We start from the raw sequence: 17,015 nt of genomic DNA, 5'->3' as shown, positions 1-17,015 counted from the left end.
AATGTTTACCCGTAATCGGGTGCACACATCACGAGAGCGGAACAACCGGTCGGAATAAGACCCGTTGTTCACAGCGTCCTCGCTGTGTCATTGCCTACCGGCCACCGAAACGGCACCGGCAGGACTTTTCAAAGGAACCACCAACCTGCACCAGGTGCAGGCCGGGGTATCAACATATCTGGCGTTGACTTTTGGCACGCTGTTGAGTTCTCAAGGAACGGACGCTTCCTTCGGTCCCGTATCACCGGGCCCCTCCGGGCGCTTCCCTTCGTTTTCTTCTGTGTCCTGCTGTCTTGCGTTTCCGACTCTATCAGACTCTTTCGTGTCCGATTCCCGGTCGAAGCGGGCCCTGCGATCCTGCCTTTTCGCTTTCCAGGTCTCCCGCTTCCGCGTTCTCCCTTTCCGGCGAGTCCCACGTTACCAGACTCTTTTTCGTTCCGTTTCCGGTCCGAATTCGATTTCCGGCGGCCAGTGGAATGGCCTTGCCTTTCGGCGGGCCCGACTTTATCAGAGATTCTGAGTCGGATTTCCCGCCCCCTCGGGTCGGCTTCAGGCGCATGTGTGTGCGCCGTGCTTCCCGTTCAGGCGGAGAGGTAAACGTACTGGAGCGGGGCTCCTCGATGCAAATCGAGGAGCCCCGCTCCAGGTCAGACGGTCGTGAGGGTCAGACCTCGACGACGACCGGAAGGATCATCGGGCGTCGGCGGTAGGTGTCGGACACCCACTTGCCGACGACCCGGCGGACCATCTGCTGGAGCTGGTGGGGCTCCATGACGCCGTCCTGCGCCGACTTGTCCAGGGCTTCCTGGATCTTCGGCGTGACGCCGACGAAGGCGTTGTCGTCGATGCCGGAGCCCCGCGCCTGGATGTGGGGACCGCCCACGATCTTGCCCGAGGAGCTGTCGACCACGATGAACACCGAGATGATGCCCTCGTCACCGAGGATGCGGCGGTCCTTGAGCGACGTCTCGGTGACGTCGCCGACGGAGAGGCCGTCCACGTAGACGTAACCGGCCTGGACCTTGCCGACGATCTTGGCCTTGCCGTCGATGAGGTCGACGACCACGCCGTCCTCGGCGATGACGATGTGGTCCTTCGGTACGCCGGTGAGGGCGCCCAGTTCGGCGTTGGCCCGCAGGTGGCGCCATTCGCCGTGGACCGGCATCAGGTTCTTGGGCTTGCAGATGTTGTAGAAGTACAGCAGCTCGCCGGCCGAGGCGTGGCCCGAGACGTGGACCTTGGCGTTGCCCTTGTGGACGACGTTGGCGCCCCAGCGGGTCAGACCGTTGATCACGCGGTAGACCGCGTTCTCGTTGCCCGGGATCAGGGACGACGCGAGGATCACCGTGTCGCCCGGGACGATCCGGATCTGGTGGTCGCGGTTGGCCATCCGGGAGAGGGCCGCCATCGGCTCGCCCTGCGAACCCGTGCAGACCAGCACGACCTCGTCGTCCGGCAGGTCGTCGAGGGTCTTGACGTCGACGACCAGGCCGGCGGGGACCTTCAGATAACCGAGGTCCCGGGCGATGCCCATGTTGCGGACCATCGAGCGGCCGACGAAGGCGACCCGGCGGCCGTACTCGTGGGCGGCGTCCAGGATCTGCTGGATGCGGTGCACGTGGCTGGCGAAGCTCGCCACGATGATGCGCTTCTGGGCGTTCGCGAACACCGTGCGCAGGACGTTGGAGATGTCCCGCTCCGGCGGCACGAAGCCGGGGACCTCGGCGTTCGTGGAGTCCGAGAGGAGGAGGTCGATGCCCTCCTCGCTGAGCCGGGCGAACGCGTGCAGGTCGGTGAGACGGCCGTCCAGCGGAAGCTGGTCCATCTTGAAGTCACCGGTGGCCACGGCCATGCCCGCGGGGGTGCGGATGGCGACGGCGAGGGCGTCCGGGATCGAGTGGTTGACCGCGATGAACTCGCAGTCGAAGACGCCGATGCGCTCGCGCTGGCCTTCCTGCACCTCCAGGGTGTAGGGGCGGATGCGATGCTCCTGGAGCTTCGCCTCGATGAGCGCCAGCGTCAGCTTGGAGCCGATGAGGGGGATGTCCGGCTTCAGGCGCAGCAGGTACGGGACACCCCCGATGTGGTCCTCGTGGCCGTGCGTGAGGACGATGCCCTCGATGTCGTCCAGGCGGTCCCGGATCGTGGTGAAGTCCGGCAGGATCAGGTCGATGCCCGGCTGCTCCTCTTCGGGGAAGAGGACGCCGCAGTCGACGATGAGCAGGCGGCCGCCGTACTCGAAGACCGTCATGTTGCGGCCGATCTCGCCCAGGCCGCCGAGCGGGGTGACCCGCAGGGCGCCCTTCGGGAGCTTCGGCGGGGTACCGAGTTCAGGATGCGGATGACTCAAAAGACTCTCCTTACCACGCGCGCCACGTACCGCTGAGGCACGTGGCGCGCATGTCGTTCGTGCACTTGCTGTTGTCTTGGGTGCTGCTCGATGCGAGTCGCCTCGCGTGTTCAGTTGTGAAGTCCGTGCTGCTCGCGGTGGCCGCGAAGCCGGTGCTCGAAGAGGTTCCTGCTCAGAGCTGTACCCCTCCGGCGGCGAGATCGATCTTGAGCTGGGCGGTCTCCTGAGCGCTGAGCTCCACCAGCGGGAGGCGCAGCGGCCCGGCCGGGAGGCCCTGGAGGGTCAGGGCGGCCTTCGTGGTGATGACGCCCTGGGTACGGAACATGCCGGTGAAGACCGGGAGCAGCTTCTGGTGGATCTCGGTGGCCTTCTGGACGTCGCCCCCCAGGTACGCCTCGATGAGCGCACGCAGGTCGGGGGTGACCACGTGGCCGACCACGGAGACGAAGCCGACCGCGCCGACCGACAGGAGCGGCAGGTTGAGCATGTCGTCGCCGGAGTACCAGGCGAGCCCGGACTCGGCGATCGCCCAGCTGGCGCGGCCCAGGTCGCCCTTGGCGTCCTTGTTCGCGACGATCCGCGGGTGGTCGGCGAGCCGGACCAGGGTCTCGGTGTCGATCGGCACCCCGCTGCGGCCGGGGATGTCATACAGCATGACGGGCAGGCCGGTGGAGTCGGCGATGGCCGTGAAGTGCCGCAGCAGCCCCTCCTGCGGGGGCTTGTTGTAGTACGGCGTCACCGCGAGCAGGCCGTGGGCGCCGCTGCGCTCGGCCGTCCGGGCGAGCTCGACGCTGTGGCGGGTGTCGTTGGTGCCGATGCCGGCGATGACGTGTGCGCGGTCGCCGACCGCTTCGAGCACCGCTCGTACGAGCTGGTCCTTCTCCGCGTCGCTGGTGGTCGGGGACTCACCGGTGGTGCCGTTGACGACCAGGCCGTCGTTGCCTGCGTCCACCAGGTGGGCGGCGAGCCGCTGGGCGCCGTCGAGGTCGAGAGCGCCGTCCGCCGTGAAGGGCGTGGCCATAGCGGTGAGGACCCGCCCGAAGGGGGTCTGCGGAGTGGAGATCGGAGCCATGGGTACCACGCTACTCGCTGCTCAGCGCGCAGGGTTCCCTCGGGGGGAAGGGGAAGAGGATCCCGGCACTGCCTGCTCGGGGGTTCAAGCAGTGCCGGGTCCGTTTGATCAGCCTAGATGAACTTCTCGAAACGTCGCAATACGGACACCGCTTATGGGGCGACCCGTCCGTTTTTGTTGAAGGCGGCATGAGTGAGCGGCATGAGCCGCTCCCAGTGGGCTTCCATCTGTTCGCCGACCATCTCGATCTCGCGCTGCGGGAAGGACGGGACCTTCGCCAGCTCGTGCTGGGTCCGCAGGCCGAGGAAGTGCATCAGCGAGCGGGCGTTGCAGGTGGCGTACATCGAGGAGAAGAGGCCGACGGGGAGGACGGCGCGGGCGACCTCGCGGGCCACGCCCTTCGCCAGCATCTCCTGGTACGCGTCGTAGGAGGCCCGGTAGGACTCCTCCATGGCGCGGGTGGTGACGTCGTACTGCTCCTCGGTGCCCTGGACGAACTCGTACTTGCCGGGGCGGCCCTGCTGGACCAGCTTGCGGGAGGTCCCGGGGACGTAGAAGACCGGCTCCAGCTCCCTGTAGCGGCCCGATTCCTCGTTGTACGACCAGCCCACGCGGTGCCGCATGAACTCGCGGAAGACGAAGATCGGGGCGCTGATGAAGAAGGTCATCGAGTTGTGCTCGAACGGGCTGCCGTGCCGGTCCCGCATGAGGTAGTTGATGAGCCCCTTGGAGCGCTCGGGGTCCTTGGCGACCTCCTGGAGCGACTGCTCGCCGGCGGTGGAGACCCGGGCGGCGAACAGCACGTCCGCGTCGCGCGCGTCGCTCTTCACCAGTTCCACGGTGACATCGCTGCGGAAGTGGGGCTTGGCGGGTTCGGGAGTGTCGGTCACCGACAGGGGTCCTTCCAGGGGCGGCGCGGGAAGTCCGAGGGCATCGCTCGGGCGGCGACCACTTTACGGGGGCCTCGCTTGCCTGCATGCACCCCTTGCTTGCACGCATGCACGCGGCGGCCTCGGGCAGCCGTTCGTGGAGTCTCCGCAACATGTACGGCGATTCGGGCACCGATCGGGCCGTTCGTACGTCTGACTCAATAGCAGCACCCGCCACAGAGATCAAGGAGAGTTTCCTCATGTTCCGCCGGCGTGAATCCGTCCCGTTCTCGTTCGTCGCCGAGTCCGAGCGGTTCCGCAGTAATGTCACTCCCCCGCCCGCCGCCCGCGCCACCGTTCCCGAACTCCTGGGGCGGTCCCTCGTCGGGCTGACCGTGGTCGCCGGTCTCGTGGGCTCCCTGCTGCTGGGGCTCCCGGCGCTCGACTCCGGGCCGGCCGCCGGCCAGGGCAAGCAGTCCACCGCGTCCCAGGGCCGCTGACTCGTACGGACCCCCTGGGGTGGTCGGGTCGGGGGCCCGCTCGGTAGCCTCACCGGGCACAGCAATCGAGCGTGCTTGTGAGTGAGGATGAGTCGTGCCCCTGCCCTTTCTGACGGCCGACCGCGCATTCGACGCGAGCGCGGAGGACGTCGCGCTGCCGTTCGACGACCACGACAGCTGGCGGCGGCCCTACCGCCCCGGTCCGTGGCGGGTCGCGGCGGCGGCCACCCTGTTGTTGCTGGCCTCGTTCGTTCTGCTCGCGGCCATGATCATCGGAGTGGCCGGAGCCGCTTCGGGCGTCACCGTCTGCCTGGTCCTGGCCGGTGCGGTGATCGCCGCCGCCCTGCGGCTGTTGCGGGTCGGCGCGTGGGTCAGCCGCCACGGGGTCCGGCGCGTCGGCTTCTTCCGGACCACCACGGTGGCCTGGAGCGACGCGGCGGCGGTCCGTACGGTCCAGCAGCCCGTGAAGTGGATGGGTTTCCCCCGTACGGTCCAGGGCCAGGCGCTCGTCGTGGTCCGGCGCAACGGTGAGACGCTGCCGCCGCTGACCAGCGACCACAACGCGGACTTCCTCGGGCGCGAGGAGGCCTTCGAGCGGGCCACGGACGCGGTGGAGGCCTGGGCCGACGAGTACCAGCAGGGCTGAGAGCCCGCCGTTTCCCCGCAGCTGAGCCCGGGGCCCGCAGGGGCCCCGGGCTCAGCTGCGTGAGGACGGGAAGACGGGGTCAGACGCCGGCCGGGCTCGACGGAGTGGCCGCGTGCAGGGCGATCGCCCGCTGCATCGCCTTGCGGGCTCGCGGGGTGTCCCGGGCGTCCTGGTAGGCGACCGCCAGCCGGAACCAGGCCCGCCAGTCGTCCGGGGCGTCCTCGGCCTCCTCGCGGCGCTTGGCGAAGACCGCGTCGGCGGCGTCCCGGTCGATCCGGCCGGACGGCGTGCGGGCCAGGTCGTCGACCGGCAGGCCGCCCTCGGCGTCCAACTGGGCCGCCAAGGCGTTGGCGCGGCGGACGAACTGCGTGTTCTTCCAGAGGAACCAGACGCCGATCACCGGCAGGATCAGCACGGCGACGCCGAACAGGACGGTGATCCACGTGCCGTGCCGGATGAGCATCAGGCCGCGGCTGCCGACCAGGACGAAGTAGAAGACCAGGACGGCGGCCGTGACGATGTAGGTGATCTTTGCGCGCATGGGGGCTCAGTCAGTTCAGGTCGAGGAAGTGTTCCAGGCCGAACGTGAGGCCGGGAGTGGCCACCACGCGGCGGACGCCGAGCAGGATGCCCGGCATGAAGCTGCTGTGGTGGAGGGAGTCGTGGCGGATGGTGAGGGTCTCGCCCTCGCCGCCGAGCAGCACTTCCTGGTGGGCCAGCAGCCCCCGGAGCCGGATCGCGTGGACGGGGACGCCGTCCACGTCCGCGCCGCGCGCGCCGTCCAGGGCGGTGGCGGTGGCGTCCGGCTGGGGCGCGCTGCCGGCCCGGGCGCGGGCCGCCGCGATGAGCTGGGCGGTGCGGGTGGCGGTGCCGGAGGGGGCGTCGACCTTGTTCGGGTGGTGCAGCTCGACGACCTCGACGGACTCGAAGTACCGGGCGGCCTGCTCCGCGAACTTCATGGTGAGGACCGCGCCGATGGAGAAGTTCGGAGCGATGAGGACGCCGGTCTCCGGGGAACCGTCCAGCCAGGTGTTCAGCCGCGCGAGCCGTTCGTCGGTCCAGCCCGTGGTGCCGACGACGGCGTGGATGCCGTGCCGGACGCAGAAGTCGAGGTTGTCCATCACCGAGGCGGGGGTGGTCAGCTCGACGGCGACCTGGGCGCCCGCGTCGGCGAGGGCCTCCAGCTTGTCGCCCCGGCCCAGGGCCGCCACCAGCTCCAGGTCGTCGGCGGCCTCGACGGCCCGTACGGCCTCGGAGCCGATCCGGCCCCGGGCGCCGAGAACGGCTACGCGCAGCTTGCTCATCGTGATTCCTTAAGGGGTGCGAGCACGTCGGTCAGGAGACCGCTTCGTGGAGGCGGTCCGCCTGCTTGTCCTTGAGCGGGCCGATGACCGAGAGCGAGGGGCGGTGGGTGAGGAGTTCGCCCGCCACCTCACGTACGTCGTCCGGGGTGACCTCCGCTATCCGCCCGAGCATGTCGTCGACCGACATCTGCTCGCCCCAGCACAGCTCGCTCTTGCCGATCCGGTTCATCAGCGCGCCGGTGTCCTCCAGGCCGAGGACGGTGGAGCCGGAGAGCTGCCCGATGGCGCGGGCGACCTCGTCGTCGTCCAGGCCGTGCGTGGCGACCCGGTCCAGCTCGTCGCGGCAGATCTTCAGCACGTCGTGGACCTGGCTGGGCCGGCAGCCCGCGTAGACGCCGAAGAGGCCGCAGTCGGCGAAGCCGGAGGTGTACGAGTACACGCTGTAGGCCAGGCCGCGCTTCTCCCGTACCTCCTGGAAGAGGCGGGAGCTCATACCGCCGCCGAGGGCGGTGTTCAGGACGCCGAGCGCCCAGCGCCGGTCGTCGGTGCGGGCGAGGCCGGGCATGCCGAGGACCACGTGGGCCTGCTCGGTCTTGCGGTTCAGCAGCTCGACCTTGCCGGCGGTGCGCAGGGCGCGGGAGCCCTCGCGGGGCGCCATGGGGACGGCGTCGTGGCGGGAGAGGGCGCCGGCCTTCTCGAAGGCGCGGCGCACCTGGCGTACGACCGTGGCGTGGTCGACGTTGCCCGCGGCGGCGACGACGAGGTGCGTGGGGTCATAGTGCTTCTTGTAGAAGCGGGCGATCTGGCCGCGGTTCAGCGCGTTGATCGTGTCGACGGTGCCGAGGACCGGGCGGCCGAGGGGGGTGTCGCCGAGCATGGTGTGCGCGAACAGGTCGTGCACGCAGTCGCCCGGGTCGTCCTCGGTCATCGCGATCTCCTCGAGGATGACGCCGCGCTCGGCGTCGACGTCCTCGGGGGCGATCAGCGAGCCGGTCAGCATGTCGCAGACGACGTCGATGGCCAGCGGCAGGTCGGTGTCCAGGACCCGCGCGTAGTAGCAGGTGTACTCCTTCGCCGTGAAGGCGTTCATCTCGCCGCCGACCGCGTCGATCGCGGAGGAGATGTCGAGGGCGGTGCGGTTCGCGGTGCCCTTGAAGAGGAGGTGTTCGAGGTAGTGGGTCGCGCCGTTCAGGGCGGGCGTCTCGTCGCGGGAGCCGACGTTCGCCCAGATGCCGAAGGTGGCGGACCGGACGGAGGGCAGGGTCTCGGTGACGATGCGCAGGCCGCCGGGGAGGACGGTCCGGCGGACGGTTCCGATGCCGTTGCTGCCCTGGAGAAGCGTTTGGGTACGGGCGACGGCCCGCCCCTTGGAGGAGGGGCGGGCCGTCGTCGCGGAACTACGGGACGTCACTGGTCGGTGTCGTCCTTCTTCTCGTCCTCTTCGCCCTCGATGACGGGGATGAGGGAGAGCTTGCCGCGGGAGTCGATCTCGGCGATCTCGACCTGCACCTTGGCGCCGACGCCGAGCACGTCCTCGACGTTCTCGACGCGCTTGCCGCCGGCGAGCTTGCGGATCTGCGAGATGTGCAGCAGACCGTCCTTGCCCGGCATGAGCGAGACGAACGCACCGAAGGTGGTGGTCTTGACGACCGTGCCCAGGTAGCGCTCGCCGACCTCCGGCATGGTCGGGTTGGCGATGGCGTTGATCGTGGCGCGGGCGGCCTCGGCCTGCGAGCCCTGCTGCGCACCGATGTAGATCGTGCCGTCGTCCTCGATCGTGATGTCGGCGCCGGTGTCCTCCTGGATCTGGTTGATCATCTTGCCCTTGGGGCCGATGACCTCACCGATCTTGTCCACCGGGATCTTGACGGTGATGATCCGCGGGGCGTTCGGGGACATCTCGTCCGGGACGTCGATGGCCTCGTTCATGACGTCCAGGATGTGCAGACGGGCGTCACGGGCCTGCTTCAGCGCGGCGGCCAGGACCGAGGCGGGGATGCCGTCGAGCTTGGTGTCGAGCTGGAGCGCGGTCACGAACTGCTTGGTGCCGGCGACCTTGAAGTCCATGTCGCCGAAGGCGTCCTCCGCACCGAGGATGTCGGTGAGGGCGACGTAGTGGGTCTTGCCGTCGATCTCCTGCGAGATCAGGCCCATGGCGATACCGGCGACGGCGGCCTTGAGGGGCACACCGGCGTTCAGCAGCGACATCGTGGAGGCGCAGACCGAGCCCATGGAGGTCGAGCCGTTGGAGCCCAGCGCCTCGGAGACCTGGCGGATCGCGTAGGGGAACTCCTCGCGCGTCGGGAGGACCGGCACGATGGCGCGCTCGGCGAGCGCTCCGTGGCCGATCTCGCGGCGCTTGGGCGAGCCCACGCGGCCCGTCTCGCCGACCGAGTACGGCGGGAAGTTGTAGTTGTGCATGTAGCGCTTGCGGGTCACCGGGGAGAGGGTGTCCAGCTGCTGCTCCATGCGGAGCATGTTGAGGGTGGTGACGCCCAGGATCTGGGTCTCGCCACGCTCGAACAGCGCCGAGCCGTGCACGCGCGGGATGGCCTCGACCTCGGCGGCGAGCGTACGGATGTCCGTGACGCCGCGGCCGTCGATGCGGACCTTGTCCTTGATGACGCGCTCGCGGACCAGCTTCTTGGTCAGCGCGCGGTACGCGGCGGAGATCTCCTTCTCGCGGCCCTCGAACTCCGGGAGGAGCTTCTCGGCGGCGATCTCCTTGACGCGGTCCAGCTCGGCCTCGCGCTCCTGCTTGCCGGCGATGGTGAGCGCCTGCTTCAGCTGGGGCGTGACGGCCTTGGCGAGGGCGTCGAGGACGTCGTCCTGGTAGTCCAGGAAGACCGGGAAGTCGCCGACGGGCTTGGCGGCCTTGGACGCCAGGTCCGACTGCGCCTTGCAGAGGGCCTTGATGAAGGGCTTCGCCGCTTCCAGACCGGCGGCGACGATCTCCTCGGTGGGAGCCTCGGCGCCGTCCTTGACGAGCTGGATGGTCTTCTCGGTGGCCTCGGCCTCGACCATCATGATCGCGACGTCGCCGTCGTCCAGGACGCGGCCGGCGACGACCATGTCGAAGACGGCGTCCTCGAGCTCGGTGTGGGTCGGGAAGGCGACCCACTGGCCCTTGATCAGGGCGACGCGGGTGGCGCCGATCGGGCCGGAGAACGGCAGGCCCGCCAGCTGGGTGGAGCAGGAGGCGGCGTTGATCGCGACCACGTCGTACAGGTGGTCGGGGTTGAGCGCCATGATCGTCTCGACGATCTGGATCTCGTTGCGCAGGCCCTTCTTGAAGGAGGGGCGCAGCGGGCGGTCGATCAGGCGGCAGGTGAGGATCGCGTCCTCGGAGGGGCGGCCCTCCCGGCGGAAGAAGGAGCCGGGGATCTTGCCGGCCGCGTACTGCCGCTCCTCGACGTCCACCGTGAGGGGGAAGAAGTCGAGGTTGTCCTTGGGCCGCTTGGAAGCGGTGGTGGCCGACAGCACCATGGTGTCGTCGTCCAGGTACGCGACGGCGGAGCCGGCGGCCTGCTTGGCCAGGCGGCCCGTCTCGAAGCGGATGGTGCGGGTGCCGAAGGTTCCGTTGTCGATGACGGCCTCGGCGTAGTGGGTCTCGTTCTCCACTAGTGATTTCTCCATACTCGTCGTCTTTCGTCCTCACGCCCGTGTGGCGCAGGACGGTGCGGGAGAGGCGCACCGTGGATGCGGGCCGGTCTTCGATCGAAGCTCCCGGGCATGTTCCCGGGGGCCACTACCGAGGACCGGCGGCGGCGTCGTAGCGCCCCTCCCTCGTTCTTGCGGTCGCGCGTGTTGCTGGCGCGGGTCGTGCGGTCGTGCGGGTGCCGCTGTCCCCCAGGTTACTGAGGTTGGCGCCGGTCTCGCACGTACGGCAAAGGGAGCGGTCCCTTCAGACGCGGGAACCGCTCCCTCTCCACGGCGTGCTTACTTGGCGCCGCCGGCCGCACCACGGCGGATGCCGAGGCGGTCGACGAGCGCACGGAAGCGCTGGATGTCCTTCTTGGCCAGGTACTGCAGGAGGCGGCGACGCTGGCCGACCAGGATCAGCAGACCACGGCGGGAGTGGTGGTCGTGCTTGTGCGTCTTGAGGTGCTCCGTCAGGTCCGAGATCCGGCGGGAGAGCATGGCGACCTGGACCTCGGGGGATCCGGTGTCACCCTCCTTCTGGGCGAACTCGGCCATGATCTGCTTCTTCGTAGCGGCGTCGAGCGGCACGCGTACTCCTCTTGATGTTCGAAGCGCCCACGAGTGCCCCTGGTCTTGTTCTCAGGGGAGCTTCCGTGACTCGGAGGCGAAGGTCCGATGAGCGCAGCCCCCAGGATGCTCCGGGAACGCGTACACAAACGGCCACTGGACAGGCTACCAGCCATTCGGGTCACCCCCCGCCGGTATCGCCGGGAGGGAGTGGTCCGGCCGTGGCCGCCGGTCAGCTGGTGAGGGCGCGGATCGAGCGGTAGACGTCGAAGACGGCGAGGCAGAGCGGGAGCAGGGTCAGCAGGACGACCGTCTCGGCGATCTCCAGGAAGCGCCCCCAGAACGGGGTCACCCCCTTGCGCGGCACGATCAGGCCGATGGCGGTGATCAGGACGGCGACGCCCGCGACGGCCGCGGCGAGCCACACCGTACGGATGTCGAGTGCGGTCCCGTCGCCCCGCAGGGCGTCGCGGACCAGGGCGGCCGGCGGGTTGAGGGAGAGTCCGAGGCCGAGGAGGACGAGCGAGGCGAGGCCGGCGGCGAGCGCGCAGCCGACCTGGCCGGTGTAGCGGAAGAGGTGGGCGCGCATCAGCATGGCGACGCCGGTGGCCAGGGCGAGCAGCCGGCCCCAGACGTCGTCGGAGAAGCCCAGCACGGCGGAGGCCGCCACGGCGACCAGGGCGCAGCCGCCGACCAGGCCGAGGAGCAGCTCGTGGCCGCGCCGCGCCTGGGCGGCGAGGCGGGCGGCGTCCACCGGGCCGGAGGGGGCGGGCTCGGAGGTCCCGTAGTCGCCGACCGTGGTGCGGGGCGGCTCGAAGCCGATGGGCAGCCGGGCGAAACGGGTGGAGAGTCCCGGCAGGAAGGCGAGGGCTCCCACGGCGAGCGGGGAGCAGACGGCGGCGGCCTCGATCGGCTCCAGCCCGCTCAGGGTGGCGACGAAGGTGACCAGGAGGCCGACGGCGCTCGCGAAGACGAACGCGACGAACGGCCCGTCCCCGGCGGGCGCGACGATCATCAGGATGACCGCCGTCACGAGGACGGCGGCACAGGCGAGCAGGAACTGCAGCCGTCCGACGCCCTGCCCGGCGCTCAGGGGCAGCAGTCCGGAGCCGGCCACCGCCGCGTTGACCAGGGCGCCGGTGCCGAGCGCGATCGACGAGGCCCGGTCGGCGTACACGCGGGCGCGCACGCAGGCGAAGGCGAGCAGGAGGAGGGCGACGACGGCGGCCAGGATGCCGGGCAGGCCGTGCATGTCGTGGAGCGGGTCGGCCGTCCACAGCACGAAGCCGAGCAGGGCCAGCAGGACGGAGCCGCCGAAGAGGCCGGCGCCGCGCATGAGCGCGTCGCCCCACAGGGTGCGGTCCTTGGCCACCGCGGTGGCGACGGCGTCCGACACGTCGTCGAAGACCGCGGGGGGCAGCGATTCGGAGAAGGGCCGCATCGACAGCAGCTCGCCGTCGAGGACGCGGTGTCCGGCGAGGGTGCGCGCGCTGTCCAGGACGGCGCCGTCGCGGCGTACGAGGTGGTAGCCGACGGGCGCGCCGGGGGCGGGGCTCTGTCCGGACAGCCGGAGGATCTCGGGGTACAGGTCCGCGATGGGGATGTCCTCGGGCAGGGCCACGTCCACCCGGCCATCGGGGGCGACGACCGTGACCCGGCAGAATCCGGTGGCGCTGCCGGACGGGGTTCCGTGGCTCTGCCGTCCGGCTCCGGTGGCTGCCGCTTGGGCCGTCGTGGTCACCTGGTGCTCCCCCTGCTGGCTCGTTCCGCGCTCGTCGCGTGTCCTGCGCTCGTTCCGGGCGTCGCGGGCGTGGGCGCCGCGCCGCTTGCCGTTCTCACGGCGGTGCCGGGGCCGCCGGGCCGCGTCCGCTTCCGTCCGGAACGCACCGCGGGGGCCGCCGATCGCACGGCACGTCCCGATTGACCGTCTTCGCGCGACAGTTAGCGGATGCGTATGTGCGTCGCGACACCCTATCGCCATCGGGTCGCCGTCACGCCAGTAGGATCCCTCCCGCGGATGGAGCCCGTCGCCACGGGGGCGCCGATAGGAACACTTCCGTCCGGCAAGGGAATTGGTGAGCTGTGAGCCAGATCGTCGTGAAGCGCCCACCGCGGGCCCTGCCCACCGAAGTTCCGGTCGAGCAGGTGCAGTTGCAACCGCCGCCGGAGCTCCCCCGGGGCCAGCAGGAGGGGGCGCTGATGCAGCTCCTGCCGATGCTGGGCATGGGTGGTTCCGTCGTCTTCTTCTTCATGACGCCGAACCCGGTCATGCGCATCATGGGCATGATCATGATCGCCTCGACGCTCGCCATGGCCATCGCGATGCTCGTACGGTACCGGCGGGGCGCCCAGGGGGAGCTGGCGGATCTGCGCCGCGACTACCTGAAGTACCTGACGCAGACCCGGCGCACGGTGCTGAAGACGGCACGCAAGCAGCGCGACGCGCAGTTCTACCTCCATCCCTCGCCGGAGCAGCTGTGGGCGCTCGTCGCCGAGGGCAGCCGGGTGTGGGAGCGGCGTGCGGGGGACGCGGACTTCGCGCAGGTGCGCATCGGCCTGGGCAGCCAGGAGCTGGCGACGCCCCTCGTCGCCCCCGAGACGGCCCCGGTGGACGAGCTGGAGCCGCTGGCGGCCGGGGCGATGCAGCAGTTCCTGGCGACGCACTCCACGCTGGACGGGCTGCCCATGGCCGTCTCCCTGCGGGCGTTCTACCACCTGACGGTCAGCGGTGACGCGGAGTCGGCGCGATCGGCGGCGCGGGCCATGGTGGGCGGCCTCGCCTCCCTCCACTCGCCCGAGGACCTGGTGATCGCGGTCGCGACCGGCGCCGAGGCGGCGCCGCGATGGGAGTGGGCGAAGTGGCTCCCGCACGCGCAGGCCCCGGGCCCCGCGGACGGGGCGGGGAGCAGGAGGCTGATCACCACCAGTCTGCCGGTGCTGGAGGATCTGCTGGCCGGGCGGCTGGAGGGCCGGCCCCGTTTCCAGCCCGGTGGCCAGCCGCTGGTGGAGCAGCCGCACGTCGTCGTGGTCCTGGACGGCGAGTCGGTGCCGCCCATGTCGGTGCTCGCCTCGGCGGAGGGCCTGCAGGGCGTGACGGTCATCGAGGTCGTGCCGGGCGAGGTCACCGGGGCGCGCGGGGGCCTGTCCGTCGTGGTGCAGCCGAGGTCGCTGCGGTTGGAGTCCGGCCAGGGGCTCGTCTACGACGGGGTTCCGGACCTGCTGAGTTACGAGGCCGCCGAGGCGCTCGCCCGTCAACTGGCCCCGCTGCACATGGCGACGGGCGGGGACGACGACGAGCCCCTGCTGGCCAACCTGGAGTTCACCGATCTGCTGAACCTCGGGGACGCCGCCTCGGTCGACGTGGGCCGGACCTGGCGGCCGCGGTCCCAGGCGGAGCGGCTGCGGGTGCCGATCGGCGTGGGCGAGGACGGTTCGCCGGTGATGCTGGACCTGAAGGAGGCGGCCCAGGAGGGCATGGGCCCGCACGGTCTGTGCGTGGGCGCCACCGGTTCCGGCAAGTCCGAGCTGCTGCGCACGCTGGTGCTCGGTCTCGCCGTCACCCACACCTCCGAGACGCTGAACTTCGTGCTCGCCGACTTCAAGGGCGGTGCGACCTTCGCCGGTATGGCGCAGATGCCGCACGTGGCGGCGGTGATCACCAACCTGGCGGACGACCTGACGCTGGTCGACCGCATGGGCGACTCCATCCGCGGTGAGCTGAACCGCCGGCAGGAGATGCTGCGCGACGCGGGCAACTACGCCAACATCCACGACTACGAGAAGGCGCGCGCGGCCGGTGCGCCCCTGCAGCCGATTCCCTCGCTCGTCCTGGTCATCGACGAGTTCAGCGAACTCCTCACCGCCAAACCGGACTTCATCGACATGTTCGTCCAGATCGGCCGTATCGGCCGTTCGCTGGGCGTGCACCTGCTGCTGGCGTCGCAGCGGCTGGAGGAGGGGCGGCTGCGCGGCCTGGAGACGTACCTGTCGTACCGGGTGGGTCTGCGGACGTTCTCGGCGGCGGAGTCGCGGGCCGCGATCGGGGTGCCCGACGCGTACCACCTGCCGAACGTCCCCGGTTCGGGGCTGCTGAAGTTCGGTACGGAGGAGATGGTCCGGTTCAAGGCGGCGTACGTCTCCGGGGTGTACCGCTCCGGCGGGCAGCGGGCCGTCGCTCCGGGCGCCCCGCTGCCGGTGGACCGCAGGCCGGTTCCGTTCACGGCCGCACCGGTCCCCGTCCAGTACGTCCGGCCGGCGCAGACCCCGGGCGTACCGGAGCAGCGCTCGGCGGAGGACGACGCCCTGGCGGACACGGTGCTCGATGTGATCGTGCGGCGGCTGGAGGGCCGCGGGGCCTCGGCGCACCAGGTGTGGCTGCCGCCGCTGGACAACCCGCCGTCGTTGGACGAGTTGCTGCCGGGGCTCTCCCCGGTGCCGGGCCGGGGGCTTACGCAGCCCGGTTTCGAGGGCGCGGGTCGGCTGGTCGTGCCGCTGGGCGTCGTCGACAAGCCGTTCGAGCAACGGCGCGACACCCTCTACCGGGACTTCTCCGGAGCCGCCGGCCACATGCAGATCACCGGTGGCCCGCAGTCGGGGAAGTCGACGCTGCTGCGGACGCTCATCGCCGGGTTCGCGCTCACCCACACTCCGCAGGAGGTCCAGTTCTACGGGCTCGACTTCGGCGGCGGCGGTCTGTCCTCGATCGCGGGTCTGCCGCACGTGGGCGGTGTCGCCTCCCGGCTCGACCCCGAGCGGGTGCGCCGTACGGTCGCCGAGGTGTACGGCGTCATGGCGCGGCGCGAGGAGTACTTCCGCAGCGCCGGCATCGACTCCATCGCCACGTTCCGCAGGATGCGGGCGCGCGGCGAGATCTCGGTGACGGACCAGCCGTGGGGCGATGTGTTCCTGGTCATCGACGGGTGGGGCAGTTTCCGCACGGATTACGAGGGGCTGGAGACGGCGGCGACGGACATCGCGGCCCGCGGTCTGGGCTACGGCATCCACCTGATCGTCACGGCGTCGCGTTCCATGGAGGTACGGGCCAGCCTGAAGGACCATCTGATGAACCGGCTGGAGCTGCGGCTCGGCGACGTGATGGACTCCGAGCTGGACCGCAAGGTGGCCGCCAACGTCCCGGCGGGGGTGCCGGGTCGTGGGTTGACCCCGGAGAAGCTGCACTTCATGGCGGCGGTGCCGCGGATCGACGGCATCAACTCCGACAGCGACCTGTCCGAGGCGACGGCGGCGATGAACCAGGAGGTCACCCGCCACTGGACGGCCGCGCCCGCCCCGGCGGTGCGTCTGCTGCCGCGCGCGCTCCCGGCGGCCGCGCTCCCGGCGGGCCACGCGGCTCCGGAGCGCGGTGTCGCCTTCGGCATCGACGAGAACAACCTGGAGCCGGTGTTCCTGAACTTCGAGCAGGACCCGTTCTTCCTCGCGTTCGGCGAGGGCGAGTCCGGGAAGTCCAACCTGCTGCGGCTGCTCATCAAGCAGCTGACGGAGCGGTACGCGGGCGACGCCTGCAAGCTGTTCGTCATCGACAACCGGCGCTCGCTGCTGGATGTGACCCCGGCGTCGCACCTGGCCGAGTACATCCCGATGTCCAACAACATGGAACATCACATGACGGCGCTGTACGACCTGATGAAGCGCCGCACCCCCGCCGCCGACGTGACGGCGCGGGAGCTGCGCGAGCAGAGCTGGTGGCAGGGCCCCACGGTGTACGTCGTCATCGACGACTTCGACCTGGTCGCCACGTCGAGCGGCAACCCGCTGTCGGCGATCACGGAGATGCTGCCATTCGCCCGTGACGTGGGCGTCCGCTTCATCATCGCCCGCAGTACGGCGGGGGCGAGCCGGGCGCTGTACGACCCCTTCCTCCAGCGCATGATCGAGCTGGGCGCGCAGGGCGTGATGCTGTCGGGCGACCCGAACGAGGGCGACATCCTCGGCAACGTACGCCCGCGCCCGATGCCTCCGGGCCGCGGCGTCTTCGTCACGCGCCGCCGGGGGAACCCGCTGGTGCAGACGGGGCTGGTGGAGGAGTAGCGGCGGGGCGGGGGCGG

12 protein-coding genes are annotated in these 17,015 nt (G+C 70.3%); 3 read left to right on the top strand and 9 right to left on the bottom strand.

All coding sequences use genetic code 11. From position 1 onward, the window contains the following. Positions 1-664 precede the first annotated feature (664 nt). The 3 genes from ACH4K1_RS09030 to thyX all read right to left on the bottom strand — a co-directional run bounded on the left by ACH4K1_RS09030 (position 665) and on the right by thyX (position 4,312). On the bottom strand, positions 665-2,350 hold the full coding sequence (locus ACH4K1_RS09030; RefSeq protein ID WP_398087911.1) for a ribonuclease J: 1,686 nt from the start codon (positions 2,348-2,350) through the stop codon (positions 665-667). 172 nt (positions 2,351-2,522) lie between these two features. Then, entirely contained in the window at positions 2,523-3,422 is a 900-nt protein-coding gene (dapA, locus tag ACH4K1_RS09025; RefSeq protein ID WP_398087910.1) for a 4-hydroxy-tetrahydrodipicolinate synthase, read from the bottom strand. Between the two features lie 152 nt (positions 3,423-3,574). Next, a complete protein-coding gene (gene thyX / locus ACH4K1_RS09020; protein WP_398087908.1) occupies positions 3,575-4,312 on the bottom strand; it encodes an FAD-dependent thymidylate synthase in 738 nt (245 codons plus the stop codon). A gap of 239 nt (positions 4,313-4,551) precedes the next feature. Between thyX and ACH4K1_RS09015 the strand changes: the two genes are divergently transcribed. Further along, entirely contained in the window at positions 4,552-4,791 is a 240-nt protein-coding gene (locus ACH4K1_RS09015) for a hypothetical protein (protein WP_228995280.1), read from the top strand. A gap of 94 nt (positions 4,792-4,885) precedes the next feature. Further along, positions 4,886-5,437 carry a hypothetical protein gene (locus ACH4K1_RS09010; protein ID WP_398087907.1) on the top strand — a complete coding sequence of 184 codons (552 nt, stop codon included), beginning with the start codon at positions 4,886-4,888 and terminating at the stop codon, positions 5,435-5,437. Positions 5,438-5,516: 79 nt separating this feature from the next. Here the strand turns inward: ACH4K1_RS09010 and ACH4K1_RS09005 are convergent, their stop codons facing one another. The 6 genes from ACH4K1_RS09005 to eccD all read right to left on the bottom strand — a co-directional run bounded on the left by ACH4K1_RS09005 (position 5,517) and on the right by eccD (position 12,691). Further along, on the bottom strand, positions 5,517-5,978 hold the full coding sequence (locus tag ACH4K1_RS09005; protein WP_398087906.1) for a hypothetical protein: 462 nt from the start codon (positions 5,976-5,978) through the stop codon (positions 5,517-5,519). 10 nt (positions 5,979-5,988) lie between these two features. Beyond that, positions 5,989-6,741: a 4-hydroxy-tetrahydrodipicolinate reductase gene (gene dapB / locus ACH4K1_RS09000; protein ID WP_398087905.1), complete on the bottom strand. Its 753-nt coding sequence runs from the start codon at positions 6,739-6,741 to the stop codon at positions 5,989-5,991. A 31-nt stretch (positions 6,742-6,772) separates the two neighbouring features. Next, complete coding sequence (locus tag ACH4K1_RS08995) at positions 6,773-8,152, bottom strand: M16 family metallopeptidase (protein WP_398087903.1); 1,380 nt, start codon at positions 8,150-8,152, stop codon at positions 6,773-6,775. Beyond that, positions 8,149-10,362, bottom strand: coding sequence for a polyribonucleotide nucleotidyltransferase (locus ACH4K1_RS08990; RefSeq protein WP_398087930.1), 2,214 nt, complete (start codon positions 10,360-10,362; stop codon positions 8,149-8,151). Before ACH4K1_RS08990 ends, ACH4K1_RS08995 begins: the two co-directional genes overlap by 4 nt. A gap of 318 nt (positions 10,363-10,680) precedes the next feature. Beyond that, a complete protein-coding gene (gene rpsO / locus ACH4K1_RS08985; protein WP_014048684.1) occupies positions 10,681-10,971 on the bottom strand; it encodes a 30S ribosomal protein S15 in 291 nt (96 codons plus the stop codon). Positions 10,972-11,182: 211 nt separating this feature from the next. Beyond that, positions 11,183-12,691: a type VII secretion integral membrane protein EccD gene (gene eccD, locus ACH4K1_RS08980; RefSeq protein WP_398087901.1), complete on the bottom strand. Its 1,509-nt coding sequence runs from the start codon at positions 12,689-12,691 to the stop codon at positions 11,183-11,185. A gap of 341 nt (positions 12,692-13,032) precedes the next feature. On the opposite strand from eccD, the gene eccCa reads away from it, so the two are divergent. Continuing rightward, positions 13,033-16,998 (top strand): type VII secretion protein EccCa, encoded by a 3,966-nt coding sequence (gene eccCa / locus ACH4K1_RS08975; RefSeq protein ID WP_398087900.1) that lies wholly within the window; start codon positions 13,033-13,035, stop codon positions 16,996-16,998. The last annotated feature ends 17 nt before the right edge of the window (positions 16,999-17,015 follow it).

The organism is Streptomyces sp. NPDC017448 (genome assembly GCF_044330565.1).
Taxonomy (GTDB): domain Bacteria; phylum Actinomycetota; class Actinomycetes; order Streptomycetales; family Streptomycetaceae; genus Streptomyces.
Note: the sequence above shows the minus strand (reverse complement) of the source record. Positions and strands in the feature narration are given on the sequence as shown.

Excerpts from the sequence above, each read along its gene's own strand:
- dapA (WP_398087910.1), bottom strand. The coding sequence starts at position 3,422 with ATGGCTCCGATCTCCACTCCGCAGACCCCCTTCGGGCGGGTCCTCACC.
- ACH4K1_RS09015 (WP_228995280.1), top strand. The coding sequence starts at position 4,552 with ATGTTCCGCCGGCGTGAATCCGTCCCGTTCTCGTTCGTCGCCGAGTCC.
- ACH4K1_RS09005 (WP_398087906.1), bottom strand. The coding sequence starts at position 5,978 with ATGCGCGCAAAGATCACCTACATCGTCACGGCCGCCGTCCTGGTCTTC.
- dapB (WP_398087905.1), bottom strand. The coding sequence starts at position 6,741 with ATGAGCAAGCTGCGCGTAGCCGTTCTCGGCGCCCGGGGCCGGATCGGC.